Raw genomic sequence first — 21854 nt, forward strand, 5'->3', positions numbered from 1 at the left:
AAATACGAATAATCCCATGGGCGGCGCTGGGTCGCGCCGTTCGCTGGCAAAGGTTGAAGAAAATGCGGAGCAAGGTGACGGGTGCGCAGCGCTGGGTCGTCAAGATCGGCAGCGCACTGCTGACGGCGGATGGCAAGGGCCTGGATCGCACGGCTATGGCGGTGTGGGTCGAACAGATGGTGGCCTTGCATGAGGCGGGTGTCGAGTTGGTGTTGGTCTCTTCCGGGGCCGTGGCTGCCGGCATGAGTCGCCTGGGCTGGACGTCGCGACCCAGCGCGATGCATGAGCTGCAAGCTGCCGCCGCCATCGGCCAGATGGGCCTGGTCCAGGCTTGGGAGTCGAGCTTCGCCGAGCATGGCCGCCACACGGCGCAGATCCTGCTGACCCATGACGACCTGTCCGACCGCAAGCGCTACCTCAATGCCCGCAGTACGTTGCGGGCGTTGGTCGAGCTGAAGGTTATCCCGGTTATCAACGAGAACGACACGGTGGTCACCGACGAAATCCGTTTTGGCGACAACGACACCCTGGCCGCGCTGGTGGCGAACCTGGTGGAGGCGGATCTGCTGGTGATCCTCACGGATCGCGACGGCATGTTCGATGCCGATCCACGCAACAATCCCGACGCCAAGCTGATCTACGAGGCCCGCGCCGATGATCCGGCGCTGGATGCCGTGGCGGGTGGCACCGGCGGGGCTTTGGGGCGTGGCGGCATGCAGACCAAGCTGCGCGCGGCGCGCCTGGCGGCCCGCTCCGGGGCGCATACGATTATCGTGGGTGGTCGGCTGGAACGTGTATTGGATCGCCTGAAGGCTGGCGAGCGTATCGGAACATTGTTGTCGCCCGAGCGCGGCATGCTGGCGGCACGCAAGCAATGGCTGGCCGGGCATCTGCAAACCCGTGGCACCTTGGTGCTGGATGCGGGGGCGGTGTCGGCCTTGTCCCAGGGCAACAAGAGTTTGCTGCCAGTGGGCGTGAAGCTGGTCCAGGGCAGTTTTCGTCGCGGCGAGATGGTGGTATGCGTCGCGCCGGACGGTCGCGAAATCGCCCGCGGCCTGGCCAACTACAGCGCGTTGGAAGCGCAGAAAATCATCGGCCAGTCGTCTGATGCGATCGTCGGCTTGTTGGGTTACATGGCGGAGCCCGAATTGGTCCACCGTGACAACCTGATCCTCGTCTAAGGAAAAAACATGGGTATGGCAAAAGGATTGATCGGTTTGCTACTGGCACTGCCGCTGCTGGCTTCGGCCGAGGAAATCGGCCAGGTCTCGACGGTGTTCAAGTTTGTCGGGCCGAACGATCGGATCGTGGTCGAGGCGTTTGACGATCCCAAGGTGGACGGCGTGACCTGTTACCTGTCGCGGGCCAAGACCGGTGGTGTAAAAGGCGGTCTAGGCCTGGCCGAAGATCGCGCCGAGGCGTCCATCGCCTGTCGGCAGGTCGGGCCCATCAGCTTCAAGGGCGACCTCAAGGACGGCGAAGAGGTGTTCCGCGAGCGCACTTCGTTGGTGTTCAAGACCATGCAGGTGGTGCGGTTCCTCGACAAGAAGCGCAATACGCTGGTGTATCTGGTCTATAGCGATCGCGTGATCGAGGGCAGCCCGCAAAATGCGGTGACGGCGATTCCGATCCTGCCGTGGGCTCGGGCTCAATAACCTACGCTCAATGCCCCTGTGTGGGAGCGAGCTTGCCTCGCGAATATGGTGTGTCAGGTGGCATCAATGCTGCTGGCAGACAGCATTCGCGAGCAAGCTCGCTCCCACAGTTTTTTTGCTGTGTGGTTGATAAATCGCAGGCAATAAAAAACCGACCCTGAGGTCGGTTTTTTAACGAGCGCGTCGCTTAGGCAGCAGCGGCAACGTTCAAGGCCTTTACGTGGCCATTCAGGCGGCTCTTATGGCGAGCAGCCTTGTTCTTGTGGATGATGCCTTTATCGGCCATGCGGTCGATAACTGGCACAGCCAGAACGTAAGCAGCTTGTGCTTTTTCAGCGTCTTTTGCGTCGATGGCCTTGACTACATTCTTGATGTAGGTACGGACCATGGAACGCAGGCTGGCGTTGTGGCTGCGACGCTTCTCAGCCTGTTTTGCACGTTTTTTGGCGGAAGGTGAGTTGGCCACCGTCGAGCTCCTCGAAAGACTTTTTAGGAAATAGCAAACAAAATAGGCCGCGAATCATGCCGATGAGTTGAGGTCTTGTCAAGGGCGGGTGACACGTTCCGCTGAATGGCAGGTGCGGCGCACCGAATGATTTCTTTCCGGCGTGCGACCTGTAAACTCGCGGGCTTTGGCGCTGTGCTGTTTAGCGGCGCGGAGTATCGCACAAGTGGGCGCATTGTTCGCCTGCTGTTTATCGACAGGCAAAAACTCTTTTCATGAATCTGCTTAAATCGTTGGCTGCCGTCAGCTCTATCACGATGCTTTCCCGTGTCCTGGGATTCGTTCGCGATACGCTGATCGCCCGGATATTCGGTGCCGGAATGGCCACCGACGCCTTCTTCATTGCGTTCAAATTGCCCAACCTGCTGCGGCGAATCTTTGCCGAAGGGGCTTTTTCCCAGGCCTTCGTGCCGATCCTGGCGGAATATAAAAGCCAGAAGGGCGACGAGGCGACCCGCACCTTCATCGCCTATGTAACGGGGTTGCTGACGCTGGTGTTGGCACTTGTCACGGCCGCCGGCATGCTCGCCGCGCCTTGGGTGATCTGGGCCACCGCGCCAGGGTTCACCGACACGCCGGAAAAGTTCCAGCTCACCTCGGATCTGTTGCGGGTGACCTTTCCTTATATATTGCTGATTTCCCTGTCGTCGCTGGCCGGGGCGATCCTCAATACCTGGAACCGCTTTTCGGTGCCGGCCTTCGTGCCGACGCTGCTCAATGTCAGCATGATCGTGTTTGCGTTGTTCCTGACGCCGTATTTCGATCCACCGGTAATGGCTCTGGGATGGGCGGTATTGGTGGGTGGCCTGGCGCAGTTGCTCTATCAACTGCCGCACCTGAAGAGGATCGGCATGCTGGTGCTGCCGCGGCTGAACCTGCGCGACAGCGGCGTGTGGCGCGTCATGAAGCAGATGCTGCCGGCGATTCTCGGTGTCTCGGTGAGTCAGATCTCGCTGATCATCAACACCATTTTTGCCTCGTTTCTGGTGGCTGGCTCGGTGTCGTGGATGTACTACGCCGACCGCTTGATGGAGTTGCCGTCCGGCGTGCTGGGCGTGGCGCTGGGCACGATTCTGCTGCCGACGCTGGCCAAGACCTACGCCAGCCAGGATCGCCATGAGTACTCGCGGATCCTCGATTGGGGCCTGCGCCTGTGCTTCGTGCTGGTCCTGCCTTGCGCGCTGGCGTTGGGGATCCTCGCCGAGCCGCTGACCGTTTCCTTGTTCCAGTACGGTCAATTCAATGCATTTGATGCCCTGATGACGCAGCGGGCACTGATTGCCTATTCGGTGGGGCTGCTCGGGATCATCGTGATCAAGGTCCTTGCGCCAGGTTTCTATGCCCAGCAGAACATCCGCACGCCGGTGAAGATCGCGGTCTTCACGCTGGTGATGACCCAACTGTTCAACCTGCTGCTCATCGGTCCCCTGGCCCATGCCGGCCTGGCCTTGGCAATCAGTGCAGGGGCCTGCCTCAACGCGGGGCTGCTGTTCTATCAACTGCGCAAGCAGAAGATGTATCAACCGCTGCCGGGCTGGGGCAAGTTCGGCCTCAAGCTGCTGGTCGCCGTGGCGGTGATGTCGGCGGTATTGTTGGCCGGGATGCACTTCATGCCGGCTTGGGGCGAAGGGCAGATGCTCGAGCGTTTCCTGCGCCTGGGCGTGTTGGTCGTGGCGGGCGTGGTGGCGTATTTCGGCATGTTGCTGCTGATGGGGTTCCGTTTGCGCGACTTCAATCGCAAAGCCTTGAACTGAGCACCTGCTCTGTATGATCACGGGCCCGACGGCGGTTTTGTCGGTTCGATCACTTTGGGTTACGGTGTTGCCTGTCACCGACCGCCGGGTGTGGTTATAATCGGCCACTTTATGAGCAAGAAGCGCGTTATGCAGCTGGTTCGAGGCCTTCACAACCTGCGTCCCCGCCATCGGGGCTGTGTCGCCACCATTGGCAACTTCGACGGTGTCCACCGTGGTCACCAGGCTATCCTGGCGCGGCTGCGCGAGCGTGCGCTGGAATTGGGCCTGCCCAGCTGCGTGGTGATCTTCGAGCCGCAGCCCCGGGAGTTTTTCGCCCCGGACACCGCTCCGGCCCGCTTGGCGCGGCTGCGGGACAAGCTGCAGCTGCTGGCCGCCGAAGGCGTCGACCGGGTCCTGTGCCTGGCCTTCAACCAGCGCCTGAGCAAACTCAGTGCCGCCGAATTCGTCGATACCATCCTGGTGGATGGTCTCGATGTGAAACACTTGGAAGTCGGCGATGACTTCCGTTTTGGCTGTGATCGGTCCGGAGATTTTGATTACCTGCAACAGGCAGGTATCGCCCAGGGCTTCACGGTTGAAGCGGCGCAGACCGTCGAGATGGACAGTTTGCGCGTCAGCAGCACCCAGGTCCGCAACGCCTTGGCGGCCGCCGACTTCGAATTGGCCGAGCGCTTGCTCGGCCGGCCGTACCGGATTGCCGGGCGGATCCTGCATGGGCAGAAACTGGCGCGCCAATTAGGCACGCCAACGGCCAACGTGCAGCTCAAGCGCCGTCGTGTGCCGCTCACCGGGGTGTTCCTGGTGAGTGTCGACATCGATGGCAAGACCTGGCCCGGCGTCGCCAATATCGGTGTACGGCCGACGGTCCAGGGAGATGGCAAGGCCCATCTCGAAGTACACATTCTGGATTTTGCCGGCGATCTGTATGACCGGCGTTTGACGGTGGTTTTCCACCAGAAGCTGCGTGAAGAGCAGCGTTTTGCCTCTCTGGAGGCGCTCAAGACGGCGATCCATGCAGATATCGCCGCCGCCCGTGCCCTTGTCGCAACCAGCGCCAATCGCTAATGAAGAGCCTTAAATGACCGACTATAAAGCCACGCTAAACCTTCCGGACACCGCCTTCCCAATGAAGGCCGGCCTGCCTCAGCGCGAACCACAGATTCTGCAGCGTTGGGACAGCATTGGCCTGTACGGAAAGTTGCGCGAAATTGGCAAGGATCGTCCGAAGTTCGTCCTGCACGACGGCCCTCCGTACGCCAACGGCACCATCCACATCGGTCACGCGCTGAACAAGATTCTCAAGGACATGATCATCCGCTCCAAGACCCTGTCGGGTTTTGACGCGCCGTATGTCCCGGGCTGGGACTGCCACGGCCTGCCGATCGAGCACAAGGTCGAGGTGACCCACGGCAAGAACCTGGGCGCGGACAAGACCCGCGAGTTGTGCCGTGCCTATGCCACCGAGCAGATCGAAGGGCAGAAATCCGAATTCATCCGCCTCGGCGTGTTGGGCGACTTCGCCAACCCGTACAAGACCATGAGCTTTGCGAACGAAGCCGGCGAAATCCGTGCCTTGGCGAAAATCGTCGAGGGTGGCTTCGTGTTCAAGGGCCTCAAGCCCGTGAACTGGTGCTTCGATTGCGGTTCGGCCCTGGCCGAGGCGGAAGTCGAGTACGAAAACAAGAAGTCCTCGACCATCGACGTCGCATTCCCGATCGCTGATGAAGACAAGCTCGCCGCCGCGTTCGGCCTGGGCAAGCTGGCCAAGCCGGCGGCTATCGTGATCTGGACCACCACCCCGTGGACCATCCCGGCCAACCAGGCGCTGAACGTCCACCCGGAATTCAACTACGCCCTGGTCGATGTCGGTGACAAGCTGCTGGTGTTGGCCGAAGAGCTGGTCGAATCCTGCCTGGCCCGTTACGGCCTCGAAGGTTCGGTGGTTGCCACCGCGCCAGGTTCGGCGTTGGAACTGATCAATTTCCGCCATCCATTCTACGACCGTCTGTCGCCGGTGTACCTGGCCGACTACGTGGAACTGGGCGCGGGCACCGGCGTGGTTCACTCCGCGCCGGCCTATGGCGTTGACGACTTCGTGACCTGCAAGAAATACGGCATGGTCAACGATGACATCCTCAACCCGGTGCAGAGCAATGGCGTGTACGTGCCGTCGCTGGAATTCTTCGGCGGCCAGTTCATCTGGAAAGCGAACCCGGCCATCGTCGACAAGCTGACCGAAGTCGGCGCGCTGCTGCACACCACCGTCATCGAACACAGCTACATGCACTGCTGGCGCCACAAGACCCCGCTGATCTACCGTGCCACGGCGCAGTGGTTCATCGGCATGGACAAGCAGCCCACCAGCGGCGACACCCTGCGCCAGCGTTCGCTCAAGGCTATCGAAGAGACCCAGTTCGTGCCGGCCTGGGGCCAGGCGCGCCTGCACTCGATGATCGCCAACCGTCCGGACTGGTGCATCTCTCGCCAGCGCAACTGGGGCGTGCCGATTCCGTTCTTCCTGAACAAGGAAAGCGGCGAGCTGCACCCGCGTACTGTCGAGCTGATGGAACAAGTTGCCCAGCGCGTCGAAGCCGAAGGCATCGAAGCCTGGTTCAAGCTGGACGCCGCCGAGCTGCTGGGCGACGAAGCGCCGCTGTACGACAAGATCAGCGACACCCTGGACGTCTGGTTCGACTCCGGCACCACCCACTGGCACGTGCTGCGCGGTTCACACCCGATGGGCCACGAGACCGGCCCGCGCGCCGACCTGTACCTGGAAGGTTCGGACCAGCATCGCGGCTGGTTCCACTCGTCCTTGCTGACCGGTTGCGCCATCGACAACCACGCGCCGTACCGCGAGCTGCTGACCCACGGCTTCACCGTCGACGAGTCCGGCCGCAAGATGTCCAAGTCCCTGGGCAACGTGATCGCGCCGCAGAAAGTCAACGACACCCTCGGCGCTGACATCATGCGCTTGTGGGTTGCGTCCACCGATTACTCCGGCGAGATGGCGGTTTCCGAGCAGATCCTGCAACGCAGCGCCGACGCCTACCGGCGAATCCGTAACACCGCGCGTTTCCTGCTCTCGAACCTGACCGGCTTCAACCCGGCCACCGACCTGTTACCGGCCGAAGACATGCTCGCCCTGGATCGCTGGGCCGTGGACCGTACCTTGCTGCTGCAACGCGAATTGCAGGAACACTACGGCGAATACCGTTTCTGGAACGTCTACTCCAAGATCCACAACTTCTGCGTGCAGGAGCTCGGTGGTTTCTACCTCGACATCATCAAGGATCGCCAGTACACCACCGGCGCCAACAGCAAGGCGCGCCGTTCCTGCCAGACCGCGCTGTTCCACATCAGCGAAGCGCTGGTGCGCTGGATCGCGCCGATCCTGGCGTTCACCGCCGATGAGCTGTGGGAATACCTGCCGGGCGAGCGCAATGAATCGGTGATGCTCAACACCTGGTACGAAGGCCTGACCGAACTGCCGCAAGGCTTCGAGCTGGACCGTGCGTACTGGGATCGAGTGATGGCGGTCAAGGCAGCGGTCAACAAGGAAATGGAAATTCAGCGGGCGGCCAAGGCCGTCGGCGGCAACCTGCAGGCCGAAGTGACGCTCTACACCGAAGACGCCCTGGGCGCCGACCTGGCGAAACTGGGCAACGAGCTGCGCTTCGTGCTGATCACCTCCACCGCCAGTGTCGCGCCGTTGGCGCAGGCGCCGGCCGATGCTGTGGTCACCGAAGTGAGTGGCCTGAAGCTCAAGGTGGTCAAGTCGAGCTTCGTCAAATGCGCCCGTTGCTGGCACTGCCGTGAAGACGTCGGCGTGAACCCGGAGCATCCGGAAATCTGCGGTCGCTGCGTCGACAACATCAGCGGCACAGGCGAGGTTCGCCACTATGCCTAATGTGGCGGGCCGTTTCGGGCGGCTGGGCTGGCTCTGGTTGAGCGTGCTGGTGCTGGTGATCGACCAGGCCAGCAAGTACTACTTCGAGGGTTCGTTGACCCTGTACCAGCAGATCGTGGTCATTCCTGACTACTTCAGCTGGACACTGGCCTACAACACCGGTGCAGCGTTCAGCTTCCTGGCCGACAGCTCGGGCTGGCAGCGCTGGCTGTTCGCGCTGATCGCCGTGGTGGTCAGCGCCGTGCTGGTGGTCTGGCTCAAGCGCCTGGGGCGTGACGAAACCTGGCTGGCGGTGGCGCTGGCCTTGGTCCTGGGTGGGGCGCTGGGCAATCTCTACGATCGGATTGCCTTGGGCCACGTCGTCGATTTCATCCTGGTGCATTGGCAGAATCGCTGGTACTTCCCCGCGTTCAACTTTGCCGACAGCGCCATCAGCGTGGGCGCCGTGATGCTCGCCCTGGATATGTTCAAGAGCAAGAAAACCGGAGAAGCCGTCCATGATTGAGCAGCGTATCGCTCAAAACACCGAAGTGAAGCTTCACTTCGCCCTGCACCTGGAAAACGGCGACACGGTCGACAGCACTTTCGACAAGGCGCCGGCGGTGTTCAAGGTCGGCGACGGCAACCTGCTGCCGGGCTTCGAGGCGGCGCTCTTCGGTTTCAAGGCCGGCGACAAGCGCACCGTGGTCGTTCCACCGGAAAATGCCTTTGGTCAGCCCAACCCGCAAAACGTGCAGACCATGCCACGCTCGCAATTCCAGGACATGGAACTGTCCGAGGGCTTGCTGGTGATTTTTAACGATGCGGCCAACGCCGAGCTGCCGGGTGTGGTGAAGGCTTTCGACGATGCCCAGGTGACGGTGGACTTCAACCATCCATTGGCGGGCAAGACCTTGAGTTTCGAAGTGGAAATTCTTGAGGTCAAGGCGGTTTAAGGTTTAACGGCAATTATCGCCCCCACAATACCTGTGGGAGCGAGCCTGCTCGCGAAAGCTGAGTCACAGTCGCCATCGAGTTGACTGATCCACCGTATCGCGAGCAGGCTCGCTCCCACAGACACGAGGCACAGCATGCAAATCAAACTCGCCAACCCCCGTGGCTTCTGCGCTGGCGTGGACCGGGCGATCGAAATCGTCAACCGCGCCCTGGAAGTCTTCGGGCCTCCGATCTACGTGCGCCATGAAGTGGTGCACAACAAGTTCGTCGTCGAGGACCTGCGCAGTCGCGGGGCCATTTTCGTCGAGGAACTGGACCAGGTGCCGGACGACGTCATCGTGATCTTCAGTGCCCACGGCGTTTCCCAGGCGGTGCGTACCGAAGCCGCCGGTCGCGGCCTGAAGGTGTTCGACGCCACATGCCCATTGGTCACCAAGGTTCACATCGAGGTGGCCCGCTACAGTCGTGACGGCCGTGAATGCATCCTGATCGGGCATGAGGGCCATCCGGAAGTTGAAGGCACCATGGGCCAGTATGACGCCAGCAACGGCGGCGCCATCTATCTGGTCGAGGACGAGGAAGACGTGGCGGCCTTGCAGGTGCGCAATCCTGAAAAGCTCGCTTTTGTCACCCAGACCACTCTGTCCATGGACGACACCAGTCGGGTGATCGATGCTTTGCGTTCGCGCTTTCCGGCTATCGGCGGACCACGCAAGGATGACATCTGCTACGCGACCCAAAACCGTCAGGACGCGGTCAAGCAACTGGCCAACGAATGCGATGTGGTCCTGGTGGTCGGCAGCCCGAACAGCTCCAACTCCAATCGCTTGCGCGAACTGGCCGAGCGCATGTCCACCCCGGCCTACCTGATCGATGGTGCCGAAGACATGCAGCGCAGCTGGTTCGACGGCGTCGAGCGGATCGGCATCACCGCCGGTGCTTCCGCGCCGGAAGTCCTGGTACGTGGCGTAATCGAGCAGTTGCAGGCCTGGGGCGCCACCGGGGCTGACGAGCTGGCCGGTCGCGAGGAAAACATTACGTTTTCGATGCCGAAGGAACTGCGCGTCCGCTCCCTGCTTTAAGTCCTTTTGCGCACAGGGCCTGTTCGGCTTCGATACTTTCCAGACGGACGCGGCCGGAGGGCGCCAATATCACCTGGTGATGGCTGACCGGTTCGCGCTTGGCGCAGACATGCAGCGTGCCGGCCTGGAAAGAGCCATTGAGGTGCAGCGCTTCCCCCTGGCTGCCGAATCTCACCCTGCGTTTGACCGTCGAGTTGCCGATCACCCGAGCGTGTGCGCTGCGCTCCATCAGCAAGGTTTTCTCCTTGTTGTCCAGCGTGATCCGCCAGCCTTTGCCCCAATCGTTGTCTATTCCTTGTATCAGCACCCGGCGGTTGCGCGTGATGGCTTCGCTGCGGGCGCTGCGCAACCCGCTGAGCAGCAAATGCGCCGTGTCCTCGCGCTGCATGGATTCGATCAGCTCTTTGCAGCTTGTGCCGGCCCACGGCAGAACAATCGCGGCAATTGCCAGTCCCATGAGCAGTTCGAGCAGGCTGAAGCCTTGTTGGTACATGACGTCTCCTCCCTGGAGAGTATGAAGCGGCGCGATTGGCAGGAAGCATGTTGTAGCGAGGGAGCAAGCTCCCTCGCCACAAGCGGTGGTTTGTTCTAGCGTTGTAGAAGCAGGTATAGCCGACGGCAACGGAGGGCATCGATGGATCTTCGTACAAAAGGTTTCACGCTGATCGAGCTGCTGGTGGCCCTCGGTGTGCTGTTGATCCTGATCACCATGGCGGTGCCGTCGTTCACCGGGTCGCTGCAAAGCAGCAAGGCCGATACCGAGATCGGCGACTTGCGCCGTGCCTTGAACTTCGCGCGAATGGAAGCGATCAATCGTGGCATTACCACGCGAATTCGGCCCACGACGCAGGGCGGAGCCTGGAGTGGTGAGTTGACCGTGTATGACAGCACCGGCAATCCGGCCAATGTATTGCGGGTTGTTCCAGCGATGGGCAGCGGCGTGACTCTGACGCTAACCTCAGATGTGACCAGTATCGATTTCAACAACCTGGGCGGATTATCGGCACCGGCCACGCCGGTGAGTTTCAGTTACGTACGGGGGGCGCAGAGCAGGACGCTCAGTGTTTGCCTCAATGGACGAATTGTATTGGATGGAAGTTGCGGATGAAGGGTTGCAGTAGACGGGCACAGGAGGGCATGACGCTGATCGAGGTGCTGGTGGCGGTGCTGATCCTTGGCGTGGGCCTGTTGGGGGCGGCGATGGTCCAGCTCAATGCGCTCAAGTACACCGACAGCTCGCGCATGACCAGCCAGGCCAGCTTCATCGCCTACGACCTGATGGACCGTATCCGCGCCAATTCAGCCGCCGACTACACCATCACGCCGCCCAGCTCACCCAATCTCAGCGTGGCCCGGGACCAGGACCTGTACGACTTCAAGACCAACATCGTCGCCTTCGGCGGCGCCACGGCCACGGGCACTGTCGCGCTGAATCAGCGGGTCTACACCATCACTGTTTCCTGGGACGATGCCCGGGCCGCCAACACGACAAACACAGGGCAGGCCAGGCGTAGCTTCGTATTGACCAGCCGTGTCGCCGTCGACCCGGTGGCGACGCCACCATGAATAGAAGCAACCGGGGATTCGGCCTGATTGAATTGATGATCGCGCTGGTGATCAGCCTGGTCGTGGTGTTGGGCGTCGTGCAGATTTTCATCTCGGCCAAGAACACCTATGTCAGCCAGAACGCTGCGGCGGTGATGCAGGAGGACGCACGGTTTGCCTTGAGCAAGATGATCCAGGAGATTCGCATGGTGGGCATGTTTGGCTGCCTGGCGACCATCACCGATGCCTCTTCGGACAATGATTTCGCCGCCAGCCAGCTCACCCCGATTCGCTGGGACAACGCCAACCGAAGGTTGACCCTGGTGACGGCCGACATCGGCAACAGCGGCGGCACGCCGGCCTGGACGATCATTTCCGACTGCCGTAACACGGCGACCGCCTACACCGGGGCGCGATTACCGGCGAGCGGGCAATTGGCTTTTCCGATTCGTCGTTTGATCTACGGTTTCAGCAACAATCAACTGCTCCTGGGCAGTGGCCGCGGCAACCCGACCATGGCGGTGCTGGTGGACAACGTGCGGGCGTTCGACGTGACCTTTGGCGTGGCCGACAGTGCGACGGATATCGCGGCCACCAACTACAGCGCCAACCCGACCGACCCGGCGCTGATTCGCAGCGTGCGCTTGACACTGACGCTGTTCGATCCGAGGAACAGCGTGCGCGACCAGACCTTCAACGTGGTTGCCGCCTTGCGCAACCGGTTGCCATGAGGGAGCGACCGATGACTTCGACAGGCCTCGGACATCGCCAGCGCGGCATGGCATTGCTGGTCAGCCTGGTTTTTTTGCTGCTATTGACGCTGATCGGCCTGTCGTCGATGCAGAGCGCCACGCTTCAGGAAAAAATGACCGGCAGCGTCATGCAGCGCAACCAGTCGTTCCAACTGGCCGAGGCTGCGCTGAGGGTGGGGGAAAGCGCTGTGCAGGTCGAGACGTATTCATTGCCGGTCTGTAGCACCCCGGCACAATGTGCTCCACCGGCCGAGTCGGCGACGGTGACAGGGGCGGGGCGTAATTCGTCGTCGGGGGTGCTCTGGGTGGCCGCCGCGGGCGGCTTTTATGGCGTGCAGAATATCGGCACGACCCTTGCGGCAGTCAACGTGCCGGTCAATACCTCGGCGACGTTGTATCGGATCACTGCGGTGGCTGTGGTGGGCAACAATCAGCGCAGCGTGGTGGAGAGCATCTATGCGAAGTATTAGGGCGCTGCTCGGTTCGTTGTGGGGGGCGTTGCTCAGCCTTTACCTGGCGGCGCCGGTCTATGGCTTCACGCCTTCGGAGTCGCCACTGTTGAGCGCGGCGGCGGTGACGCCCAACGTGATGCTGCTGATCGATGATTCCGGAAGCATGAACAACATCATCTGGGCCGCCGGCTTTGATCCGGCGGCGACGCAGACGCGCACCTTTGCATGTAACTCCACTAACAACTGCAACGACAGGTATGAGCTGGATCAGGACGATTCGAACATTCTGTTGGTGAGCCTGTTGCGGGGCGGCTGCTTGTCTGGCTGGTACGGCTTCTATCGGACCGGCATCGGGCGAATCTGCCTGCGACTGCCAGATCCGGTGGGCGGGGGTAATACCCGTTACGCGGGGAAGTACCTGGCCTATCTGGTAACCCTGGCCAACGGTGCCAGCCGGGACTTCACCACGGGGACGATTCCCAACGATTATCGCATCAATGTTGCACGGGATGTCTCGACCGACCTGGTCGCCAATAACCGCGCCCTGCGCATTGGCCTTGCCACCTTCAACCCGCCCAACAGCAGCAACTCCGGCCCGGGCGGCTACATTGCCCGGGCCATCAGCGATCTTTCTTCAGTCAGTGGCAGCGTGACCCAGGCCCAGGCCAACAATAACTACAGCGCCTTGATCAACGCCATCAACGGCTTGGGCGCCGTTGCCAACACGCCTTTGGCCGAAAGTTATTACGAAGTCACCCGCTATTTCCGAGGCATGGCGCCGTACCACAACGGTACACCCAGCACCTATACCAGCCCGATCCAATACCGATGCCAGAAGAACTTTGGCGTGGTGATCACGGATGGCCTGCCCACCTATGACCGCACGTTTCCCACCAACGACCCCCTAGGGGGCAACCGCTTGCCGAACTGGGATGGCATCAGTGCCAACGATGGTGCCAGCTCCAGCGGCGATGCGGAGGGCGACACGCTTTATCTGGATGACATCGCCAAGTTCGCCTTCGACATTGACATGCGCACCACAGGCACCGATGTCACGGGCAAGAGCTGGGATGGGGCCGAGTTTCGCCGGCAGTACCTCAACACTTATACCGTAGGGTTTGCCGTTACTAACCAGATGCTTTCCGACGCCGCTCGCTATGGTGCGGGCAAATATTATCCGGCCACCGACAGCGAGGGCTTGAACTCGGCGCTGTCATCGGCCCTCAGCGACATCACCTCCAAGGCCGGTTCGGGAGGCGGCGGCACCAGCAATGGCGCCACGCTCTCAAGCACCTCCAGTTACTACCAGACCACCTATGACCCCAGGGATTGGCGCGGGACCATCAAGGCGTTCGGTTTCAACTCCACCGGGACGGTCAACACGGCGGCGGTTCAATGGACCACCGACACCGCTATCGTGCCCGGCGCGACGGCGCCGATCTATCAGTCCTGGAACACCGCCACCAACGTGCCGGTAACCCTGGCCTACGGGAACTTCTCCCCGGCTCAGCAGACCAGCCTGAGCCAGGGCCTGCCTACAGGGGTCACCGGCAACGACTTGGTGGAATGGAGCAAGGGCATCAACAAGACCGGGCTGAAAGCGCGCAGCGCCTTGCTCGGGGACATCATCAATTCACCGCTGCTGCTGGCTTCGCCCAACGACCAGACCGCCTCCGACCTGGTGAATGACACCAGCTACAGCGCCTACCTGACGACCAAGGCGGCGAACATGAACGCCAGCCTGGTGGTGAACGCCAACGATGGTTTCTTCAGCGTCATCAACAGTACGAACGGCACCCGGCGTTACGCTTACATGCCATCGAGCGTCCTCCCGTCGTTGCAGCTCATCGCCGACCCCAGCTACGTCAACGGCGTAAGCCACAAATTCCTGGTGGATGGGCAGCTCGGCGTTTTTGATGCACAACTGGGCTCCGTCTGGAAAACCCTTGCCCTGGGCGGAACCGGCGCGGGTGGCCGGGCTTTTTATGCGGTGCAACTGTTCGATGCATCGGCGGGCAACGCGATTCGGGCGTTGTGGGAAATCAGCGCGCCGACGGTCGCCAACACAGCGCACCCCTTCAATGACCTGGGCTACGCCTACGCACGCCCCGAAGTGGCGCGGTTGGCGGATGGCCGTTGGGCCGCGTTTATCTCCAATGGTTACGGCAGCAACACCGGTGTGGCCGCGCTGTACGTGGTGGATATTCGCGACGGTTCGCTGATCCGGAAAATCATCGTCAACAGCAGCGAAACCAATAACGGGCTGTCGTCGGTCAAGCTTCGGGTCAATTCCCAGAATGTGGTTCAGGCCGCCTATGGCGGTGACCTGAGAGGGCGGATGTGGAAGTTCGACCTCAGTGGTGCCTCACCGAACACCTGGGGCCTGGCATTCGCCGGTCAGCCATTGTTCACCGCCCCCGGCGGGACGACCCAACCGATTACCGCCCAACCTTTGCTGGCGGAAAACCCCCAGGGCGGCATTCAGGTGTTTTTCGGCACGGGCAAATTCAACGAGTCCGTGGACAAGCTCAACAAGGATCTGCAGGGGTTCTATTCAATCTGGGACGCCACTGGCGGCACGGGGCAGATCGCCGTCTCGAGCCTGCAAGCCCAGTCAATCACGGGTATCTTTTCCGGCGCTACGGGGCAGTTCATAACGACCAGCGAGACCGACGTGGCCTATCCCACGAAGAAAGGCTGGTATCTGCCGCTGACATACAACAATGCGCTCACTGGCGAGCGTGTCATCAATCCGGCCAACCTGGTACTTGGTCGCGTTGTCTTCACCACGGCCGCCGTGGACACCACCGACCCATGCGCCAGCTTCGGTACCGGCAAATTGATCGAAGTGGATGCGTTCAACGGTAAGATGCTCAACTATGCGGTACTCGATACCAATAACGATGGTTCGCTCAACAGCCTCGACACGATTTCCGCCGGCGTGGTGTTCACGGGCGGGATCCCGACCCTAAGCGCGGTGGTCAGTGCCAACGGGGCTACTAATATGATCGTGAACGACTCCGGTGGTGGTATCACCGATCTGCTGGGCAAAGCCGTCGGCGGCAGCCGCCGCATCATGTGGCGACAAATACAGTGAGAGGCAAGGCATGCACAGATCCAACCGAGGTTTCACCTTGATCGAAATCATGATTGTCATCGCGATCATCGGTATCGTGATCACCATCGGCTATCCGAGCCTGACCGAATACATTAAAAAGGCCCGGCGTACCGAGATTGCCTCGCTGTTGTCGGAGCAGGCGCAGATCCTCGAGCGTCACTACTCGAAGAACAACGTCTATTCCAACGCGACCGGCCTGAGCACTGGGAATGACTTCTACACCATTATCCCTACGACCTTGACGGACCAGACCTTCACGTTGACGGCCGCGCGCAGGAGCGGCTCGTCCATGGCCGCGGACAAGTGCGGTGATTTCACGATCAACAACACGGGCAAGCGGGACATCACGAACGCCGCTGCCGGGGTGACCGTCAAGGACTGCTGGGGCCGCTGAGTTTTCTATTGATGGGCGCGGCGTTGCGCCCTTTGTCTAATGAGTCGAAACAGAACATGACCAGGCAACAGCAAGTGGTGATCGTCGGCGGTGGGGTGATTGGCCTGCTGACCGCATTCAATCTGGCCTGTGAGGGGCAGCGCGTCGTGCTGCTGGATCGCTCCGGCGTTGGGCAGGAGTCATCCTGGGCGGGTGGCGGTATCGTTTCGCCGTTGTACCCGTGGCGTTATAGCCCGGCGGTCACCGCGCTGGCCCATTGGTCACAGGATTTTTATCCACAGCTGGGCGAGCGCTTGTTTGCCGCCACCGGGATTGATCCACAGGTGCATGTCACCGGGCTGTATTGGCTGGACCTCGATGACCAGGACGAAGCGCTGGCCTGGGCCGAGCGGGAAGGGCGTCCGTTGCGCGCCGTGGATATCTCGGCGGTTCACGACGCCGTGCCGGTGCTGGGTTCAGGGTTTTCCCGGGCGATCTACATGGCCGACGTGGCTAACGTGCGTAATCCCCGGCTGGTGAAATCCCTCAAGGCTGCGTTGGCAGCGCTGCCCAACGTCACGCTCCATGAGCACTGCGAAGTCCGGGGATTCATACGCGACGGTGAGCGCGTGGTGGGAGTGGACAGCTCGGCTGGAGCGATTCGCGGCGATCAAGTGGTATTGGCGGCTGGCGCCTGGAGTGGCGAGCTGCTCAAGACATTGGGCTTGAAGTTACCGGTCGAACCGGTGAAGGGGCAGATGATCCTGTACAAATGCGCGGAGGATTTTTTGTCGAGCATGGTCCTGGCCAAGGGGCGCTACGCGATTCCACGTCGTGATGGGCACATCTTGGTTGGCAGTACGCTGGAGCGTGAGGGCTTTGACAAGACGCCGACCGATGCCGCGCTGGAGAGCCTCAAGGCTTCGGCGGTGGCGCTTATTCCTGAGCTTGCCGATGCCGAGGTGGTTGGGCACTGGGCGGGGTTGCGGCCTGGGTCGCCGAAAGGGATTCCCTATATTGGCGAAGTGCCAGGGTTTGCGGGGCTTTGGTTGAACTGTGGGCATTATCGCAATGGGCTGGTGCTGGCGCCGGCTTCGTGTCGGTTGTTTGTGGATTTGATGTTGGGGCGCGAGCCGGTGGTTGATCCTGTGCCTTATGCGCCGGCTGGGCGGTTGTAGTTGTGATCGGGTACATATCCATATCTGCGGTAATGGCTGCTTAGGGTTCCGCCCTTACGGCGGGTCACTTTTTTCAGACGCCAAAAAAGTAACCAAAAAGGCTTTGCCCCACCACTCGGTGCCTCGCCTAGGCTCGGCATGCCTTCACTCCGGCCTTGCGCAGCGGGCCGCCGCGAAGGGCCATCCATGGCCCAGCGCGGCTACCTCGGCATCCATGCCGAGGTGCCCACTGCGCAAGGCCTGCGTTCAGCCATCGTGGTTAACGGGGCGCCTCAGATCAAAATCAAAATCAACGGCAGTCACACTCCAATCCAAATTGTGGGATTTGCGGTGGCCCACAAATCTGTAGATCGTCATCAAGCTAATGCGGGTCCGTCCGCTGTTGCTGTTGCTGTTGCTGTTGCTGTTGCTGTTGCTGTTGCTGTTGCTGTTGCTGTTGCTGTTGCTGTTGCTGTTGCTGTTGCTGCTGCTGTTGCTCTGCTTTTGATTTTGATCTATACGCCCCGTTAAACCACGCTGGCCGAACGCAGGCATTGTGTAGTGGGCATTCCGGCATGGATGCCGGGATAGCCGCGCTGGGCCATGGATGGCCCTTCGCGGCGGGCCCACGGAGCAATGCCGGAGTGAGGGAACACCTCGCCTAGGCGAGGTGCCGAGTGGTGGGGCAAAAGCGCTTTGGTTACTTTCGCGCTTTTCGAAAGTGACCCGCCGTAAGGGCGGAACCCTAGGTAGCCGTTACCGCAAAAATGGATATATCCACTGCCCTCAGCCAACGAGCCTTTGTGGGAATGGTCGGCCAACCGCCTGACCCAAGCCGAATTATCCGACAAGGTCTGGCGGTTGCCGGGTGGGAAGAACTCTCGCTAACCTATTTCCGTCGCTGCCAATTCAGCGTCCGGGCGTCGCGGCCCGCTAACTTGGTAATCCATTCCTCTTTGGAGTACCGCAATGTATGACAAGCCTTCTTCACCTTCAGAAAACAATAAAGCCTCTCCTGACGCCAGCCTTAACCCAGAAGGGCTCGATGAAGCCACCAAGCGCACCATCGACAAATCGCCCTGGGCGTAAAGCAACTGATTGAACTGGGTGAATTGCTCGCCAATCGAGTGCTGGACGAGCAGGTGCCGGTTATCGGACGGTAGACGGCGCCTATGCGGTAATCACAACCCATGTGGCGAGGGAGCTTGCTCCCGCTGGGCAGCGCAGCAGCCCCAACAGCAACGACTCGGTCCGCCTGATACAGCGAGGTGCCAGATTAGGGCTGCGTTGCAGCCCAGCGGGAGCAAGCTCCCTCGCCACGGGATGAGCATGAACCCCAAGCTTTGAGCTAATCCAACCCCAACTTCTTCAACCGATATCGCATCGATCGAAACGACAACTTCAATCGTTGTGCCGCCGCCGTGCGATTCCAGCGGGTTTCCTCCAGCGCCTGGAGGATGACCTTGCGTTCAACGTCTTCGAGGTAGTCTTCAAGGTTGTCGACCCGCACCAGGTCGGCATTGGCCACGTCGCCACCCGCGTAGCTCTCGGCAAGGCGCAGGTCATCGGCCTCGATCTGATGGTGTTCGCAAAGGGTATAGGCCCTTTCCAGCATGTTTTCCAATTCCCGCACGTTGCCCGGAAAGCGATAGTTGCGCAGAGCCTCGAGTGCTTGTGGGTGCAGCTTCGCCACAGGGTTGCCAGTGCTGGCGGCCAGGCGCTGGAGCATGTGGTTGGCCAGCGGTTCGATGTCTTCACGGCGTTCGCGCAGGGGCGGGACGCGCAGTTCGATGACGTTCAGTCGGTAGTACAAATCCTGGCGAAAGCGCCCGGCGGCGACTTCAGCGTCCAGGTCTTTATGGGTGGCACAGAGGATTCGTACGTCCACCACTTCTTCCTGCTGGCCTCCGACGGCGCGAACGGCTTTCTCCTGGATGGCGCGCAAGAGTTTGACCTGCATCGCCAGCGGCAGGTCGGCCACTTCATCGAGGAACAGCGTTCCACCGTGCGCGGCCTGGAACAGTCCGGGTTTGTCTTCGATGGCGCCGGTAAAGCTGCCTTTTCGATGGCCGAAAAACTCGCTTTCCATTAGCTCATTGGGAATCGCCCCACAATTGACAGGCACGAAGTGCTGACTGGCACGGGGCCCTTGCTCGTGGATCAGGCGGGCGACCAGTTCCTTGCCGCAACCCGATTCGCCGCTGATGTACACCGGCGCCTGGCTGCGGGCCAGTTTTTCGATGTGCTTGCGCACGCTGCGCATCGGTGGCGAGTCGCCCAATAGACAGCGTTCGACGGTGGCGGCGGGCGGGATGCCGGCTGAAAGGCGCAGGGCGCTGCCGACCAGTTCCCGCAGGCGAGTCAGGTCCACGGGCTTGGTCAGGAAATCGAAGGCGCCGGCCTTGAGGGCGTCGATGGCGACGTCCAGGCTGCCGTAGGCGGTGATCATCGCCACGGGCAGTTGGGGATAACGTTGCTGGATATGTTTCACAAGTTCCAGGCCGGTGCCATCGGGCAGGCGCATGTCGGTCAGGCACAGGTCGAAGGCTTCGCCCGCCAGGGCGGATTGCGCCTCGGCCAGGTTCTTGGCGCTGCGGGTGTCGAGTTTCATCCTTCCCAGGGTCATTTCCAGGAGTTCGCGGATGTCCGGCTCGTCATCGACGACCAGGATTCGTTGCCGTGAGCGTGTATTCAAATCTGTTTCCGTCCGTGAGCAAAGGTGATGCGAAAGCAGCCGCCGCCTTGGCGTGGTTTGAAGTCTAGGCGGGCCTGGTTGCTTTCGCACAGCTCACGGGACAGATAGAGCCCAAGGCCAGTGCCCTGGTTGCTGGTGGTGAAGAACGGTTCGAACAGGTGTGTCTGCTGGTCAGGTGTCACGCCGGGGCCGTTGTCGCGGATGTCCAGTGTCGCCAGTTGACTGCGGGGATCGATGAATAGCTCCAGCCACGCCTCGGCCTGTTCATGGGCCATTGCGCTGTGGCGCCAGGCGTTGCGCAGCAGGTTATCCAGCACCTGGGCCAGCTGGCCGGGGTCCATCAGGGTGATGTAGTCGCCTGGAGCGATGTCCAGGTGCAACTGTTGGTGTTGCGCGGCGCTTTCCCTGGCCTGTTGGACGAATTGCTCCAACCAGGTGCGTAGATCCAGGCGTTGGGGCGCGGTTTGCTGGCGGCGTGACAGCTGCAGGACATTCTCGATGACGCGATTCATACGTTGGGAGTGATCTTGAATAATCTGCGTCAGACGCCGGTCCGCGTCGTTCAGTTCCTCGGACTCGCGCAGCAATTGCGCAGCGTGGCTGATCGCTCCCAGCGGGTTGCGGATTTCATGGGCGATACCGGCGGTGAGGCGACCGAGGGAAGCCAACTTCAGTTGCTGGGCGTGTTGGGCCACCTGGGCCAGATCTTCGAGAAATACCAGGATCTGCTGCTGATCCTGCGATCCCAGGGCGATAAAGCTTGGCTGCAACGTCAGGCCGCTGCCGCTGATGGTCAGGCTTTGCGGCCGCAGGCTGGGGTTGTTCAGCCATAGTTGCAGTCGTTCGACCAGGGCGCTCGATGAATCGTCGATTCGCTGGCCGATCAGGTCATGCATGCCCAGCAGGTTCAAGGCGCTTTCATTGGCCAGTTGAACCCTGCGTTGACGATCCAGGACCAGGATGCCGGTGCGCATGCGTTGCAGGATCAATGCGTTGAGCGCTTCGAGGCTGAGCACTTCGCTGGCCCTTTGCTCGGCGAGGATCTCGCTCGCTTCCAGTCGTCGGGTCAGGCGCTGCACGAGCAACGCGGCGGCAAAGCACAAGGCGCCCAGGGTGCCCGCCTGCAAATAACTGCTGGGCCGGCTCGAATCGCTGAGGCCGAGCACGAAAGTCGAGCCGACGATTCCGAGGGTGGCCACAGCGGCGAGCAGAAGGCCGATTCGGCCGCGCAGCAAGGTGTTGCCGATCGCCACCGACACTATGATCAGGTTGCCGATGGCGCTGGGGGCGCCGCCCGCGACGAAGAACAGCCACGACAGCAGCAATATGTCGGTCAATGCCAGGCCAAACAGTCGCGCGGGGTGGCGAGTGTTCTCCAGGAACACTACCAGCAGGATGTTCAATATCAGGTATAACCAACTGCCACTGCGTAGCAGGTCGTCGTTGGCGAACTCCAGCAGGCGGTTGTCCATGTTGCTGGAGATCAACAGCACCAGGGTGATGCCGATGCTGAGGCGGTACAGGTGATAAAGACGCAGCAGGCGCTGCGCCTGTTTGACGCGAGGGCGTTCGTCCTTAGCGATCACGAGTGCCCGGGCCTTGCTCGAGATGAGCCTGGCTGCAGTACCATTGTTGCTGGAGCTCCAGCGCCCGGTCCCGTGGCAAGTGAACGCCGCAATGGGCGCAGCGAACCATCGGCGGCGCGTCCTGCTCCCGGGGCGCGTTGGACGCGGAGGAGGCACCCTTGAACTTGCGCCACAGCCATATCGCGGCGGCAATCAGTACGATCCAAAACAATAGACGAAGCATGGTGGGCGACTTTTTGGCTAGAGATCAGGCAGTTTAGCCAAGGACAGGAACGGCGCACAGCGCAATAAAACCCAGGCACAAAAAAGGAGACTCGCGAGTCTCCTTTTT

21 protein-coding genes and 1 pseudogene are annotated in these 21854 nt (G+C 61.1%); 17 read left to right on the top strand and 5 right to left on the bottom strand.

Annotated features, from left to right (window positions below; genetic code table 11):
- Positions 1 to 62: 62 nt before the first annotated feature.
- Together proB and M1D68_RS03870 are read left to right on the top strand one after the other, a co-directional pair.
- Positions 63 to 1181 carry a glutamate 5-kinase gene (proB, locus tag M1D68_RS03865; protein ID WP_420767648.1) on the top strand — a complete coding sequence of 373 codons (1119 nt, stop codon included), beginning with the start codon at positions 63 to 65 and terminating at the stop codon, positions 1179 to 1181.
- 9 nt (positions 1182 to 1190) lie between these two features.
- Positions 1191 to 1655 (top strand): CreA family protein, encoded by a 465-nt coding sequence (locus M1D68_RS03870; RefSeq protein WP_420767647.1) that lies wholly within the window; start codon positions 1191 to 1193, stop codon positions 1653 to 1655.
- 187 nt (positions 1656 to 1842) lie between these two features.
- Here the strand turns inward: M1D68_RS03870 and rpsT are convergent, their stop codons facing one another.
- Entirely contained in the window at positions 1843 to 2121 is a 279-nt protein-coding gene (rpsT, locus tag M1D68_RS03875) for a 30S ribosomal protein S20 (RefSeq protein ID WP_020798646.1), read from the bottom strand.
- Positions 2122 to 2375: 254 nt separating this feature from the next.
- Here rpsT and murJ point away from each other — a divergent pair, with 254 nt between their 5' ends.
- The 6 genes from murJ (at position 2376) to ispH (ending at position 9845) form a co-directional block, all read left to right on the top strand.
- A complete protein-coding gene (gene murJ, locus M1D68_RS03880) occupies positions 2376 to 3914 on the top strand; it encodes a murein biosynthesis integral membrane protein MurJ (RefSeq protein ID WP_420767646.1) in 1539 nt (512 codons plus the stop codon).
- Positions 3915 to 4043: 129 nt separating this feature from the next.
- Positions 4044 to 4982, top strand: a complete 939-nt coding sequence (gene ribF / locus M1D68_RS03885; protein WP_457969344.1) for a bifunctional riboflavin kinase/FAD synthetase — start codon at positions 4044 to 4046, stop codon at positions 4980 to 4982.
- Between the two features lie 13 nt (positions 4983 to 4995).
- Entirely contained in the window at positions 4996 to 7827 is a 2832-nt protein-coding gene (gene ileS, locus M1D68_RS03890) for an isoleucine--tRNA ligase (RefSeq protein WP_434562236.1), read from the top strand.
- Entirely contained in the window at positions 7820 to 8332 is a 513-nt protein-coding gene (gene lspA / locus M1D68_RS03895; protein ID WP_420767643.1) for a signal peptidase II, read from the top strand. Before ileS ends, lspA begins: the two co-directional genes overlap by 8 nt.
- Positions 8325 to 8762, top strand: coding sequence for an FKBP-type peptidyl-prolyl cis-trans isomerase (gene fkpB, locus M1D68_RS03900; RefSeq protein ID WP_457969346.1), 438 nt, complete (start codon positions 8325 to 8327; stop codon positions 8760 to 8762). Before lspA ends, fkpB begins: the two co-directional genes overlap by 8 nt.
- Positions 8763 to 8897: 135 nt before the next feature.
- Complete coding sequence (gene ispH / locus M1D68_RS03905; protein ID WP_420767641.1) at positions 8898 to 9845, top strand: 4-hydroxy-3-methylbut-2-enyl diphosphate reductase; 948 nt, start codon at positions 8898 to 8900, stop codon at positions 9843 to 9845.
- Here the strand turns inward: ispH and M1D68_RS03910 are convergent.
- Positions 9799 to 10338: a GspH/FimT family pseudopilin gene (locus M1D68_RS03910; RefSeq protein ID WP_434611514.1), complete on the bottom strand. Its 540-nt coding sequence runs from the start codon at positions 10336 to 10338 to the stop codon at positions 9799 to 9801. The genes ispH and M1D68_RS03910 overlap by 47 nt on opposite strands.
- Before the next feature lie 141 nt (positions 10339 to 10479).
- On the opposite strand from M1D68_RS03910, the gene M1D68_RS03915 reads away from it, so the two are divergent.
- From M1D68_RS03915 to M1D68_RS03955, 9 genes and pseudogenes are all read left to right on the top strand, one after another.
- Positions 10480 to 10953 carry a GspH/FimT family pseudopilin gene (locus tag M1D68_RS03915; RefSeq protein WP_420767639.1) on the top strand — a complete coding sequence of 158 codons (474 nt, stop codon included), beginning with the start codon at positions 10480 to 10482 and terminating at the stop codon, positions 10951 to 10953.
- On the top strand, positions 10950 to 11411 hold the full coding sequence (gene pilV, locus M1D68_RS03920) for a type IV pilus modification protein PilV (protein WP_457969347.1): 462 nt from the start codon (positions 10950 to 10952) through the stop codon (positions 11409 to 11411). The genes M1D68_RS03915 and pilV overlap by 4 nt, the downstream gene beginning before the upstream one ends.
- Positions 11408 to 12121, top strand: a complete 714-nt coding sequence (locus M1D68_RS03925) for a PilW family protein (RefSeq protein WP_457969349.1) — start codon at positions 11408 to 11410, stop codon at positions 12119 to 12121. The genes pilV and M1D68_RS03925 overlap by 4 nt, the downstream gene beginning before the upstream one ends.
- Positions 12118 to 12612: a pilus assembly PilX family protein gene (locus tag M1D68_RS03930; RefSeq protein WP_420767636.1), complete on the top strand. Its 495-nt coding sequence runs from the start codon at positions 12118 to 12120 to the stop codon at positions 12610 to 12612. The genes M1D68_RS03925 and M1D68_RS03930 overlap by 4 nt, the downstream gene beginning before the upstream one ends.
- Positions 12599 to 15691: a pilus assembly protein gene (locus M1D68_RS03935; RefSeq protein ID WP_457969351.1), complete on the top strand. Its 3093-nt coding sequence runs from the start codon at positions 12599 to 12601 to the stop codon at positions 15689 to 15691. Before M1D68_RS03930 ends, M1D68_RS03935 begins: the two co-directional genes overlap by 14 nt.
- 10 nt (positions 15692 to 15701) lie before the next feature.
- On the top strand, positions 15702 to 16106 hold the full coding sequence (locus M1D68_RS03940) for a type IV pilin protein (RefSeq protein ID WP_434562242.1): 405 nt from the start codon (positions 15702 to 15704) through the stop codon (positions 16104 to 16106).
- Between the two features lie 56 nt (positions 16107 to 16162).
- Complete coding sequence (gene thiO / locus M1D68_RS03945) at positions 16163 to 17263, top strand: glycine oxidase ThiO (RefSeq protein ID WP_457969353.1); 1101 nt, start codon at positions 16163 to 16165, stop codon at positions 17261 to 17263.
- 186 nt (positions 17264 to 17449) lie between these two features.
- A pseudogene (locus M1D68_RS03950) lies at positions 17450 to 17548 on the top strand (nucleoid-structuring protein H-NS); the annotation flags it as partial.
- Positions 17549 to 18336: 788 nt separating this feature from the next.
- Positions 18337 to 18405: a hypothetical protein gene (locus M1D68_RS03955; RefSeq protein WP_457970681.1), complete on the top strand. Its 69-nt coding sequence runs from the start codon at positions 18337 to 18339 to the stop codon at positions 18403 to 18405.
- Between the two features lie 185 nt (positions 18406 to 18590).
- Here M1D68_RS03955 and M1D68_RS03960 read toward each other — a convergent pair whose 3' ends face one another.
- From M1D68_RS03960 to M1D68_RS03970, 3 genes are all read right to left on the bottom strand, one after another.
- Entirely contained in the window at positions 18591 to 19868 is a 1278-nt protein-coding gene (locus tag M1D68_RS03960) for a sigma-54-dependent transcriptional regulator (RefSeq protein ID WP_434611518.1), read from the bottom strand.
- A 65-nt stretch (positions 19869 to 19933) separates the two neighbouring features.
- Complete coding sequence (locus tag M1D68_RS03965; RefSeq protein ID WP_434562248.1) at positions 19934 to 21523, bottom strand: two-component system sensor histidine kinase NtrB; 1590 nt, start codon at positions 21521 to 21523, stop codon at positions 19934 to 19936.
- The gene (locus M1D68_RS03970) at positions 21513 to 21746 is read right to left on the bottom strand and encodes a PP0621 family protein (protein WP_434562250.1); all 234 of its coding nucleotides are present in this window, start codon (positions 21744 to 21746) and stop codon (positions 21513 to 21515) included. Before M1D68_RS03970 ends, M1D68_RS03965 begins: the two co-directional genes overlap by 11 nt.
- Positions 21747 to 21854: the final 108 nt, after the last annotated feature.

Source organism: Pseudomonas sp. R4-84, from assembly GCF_054130985.1.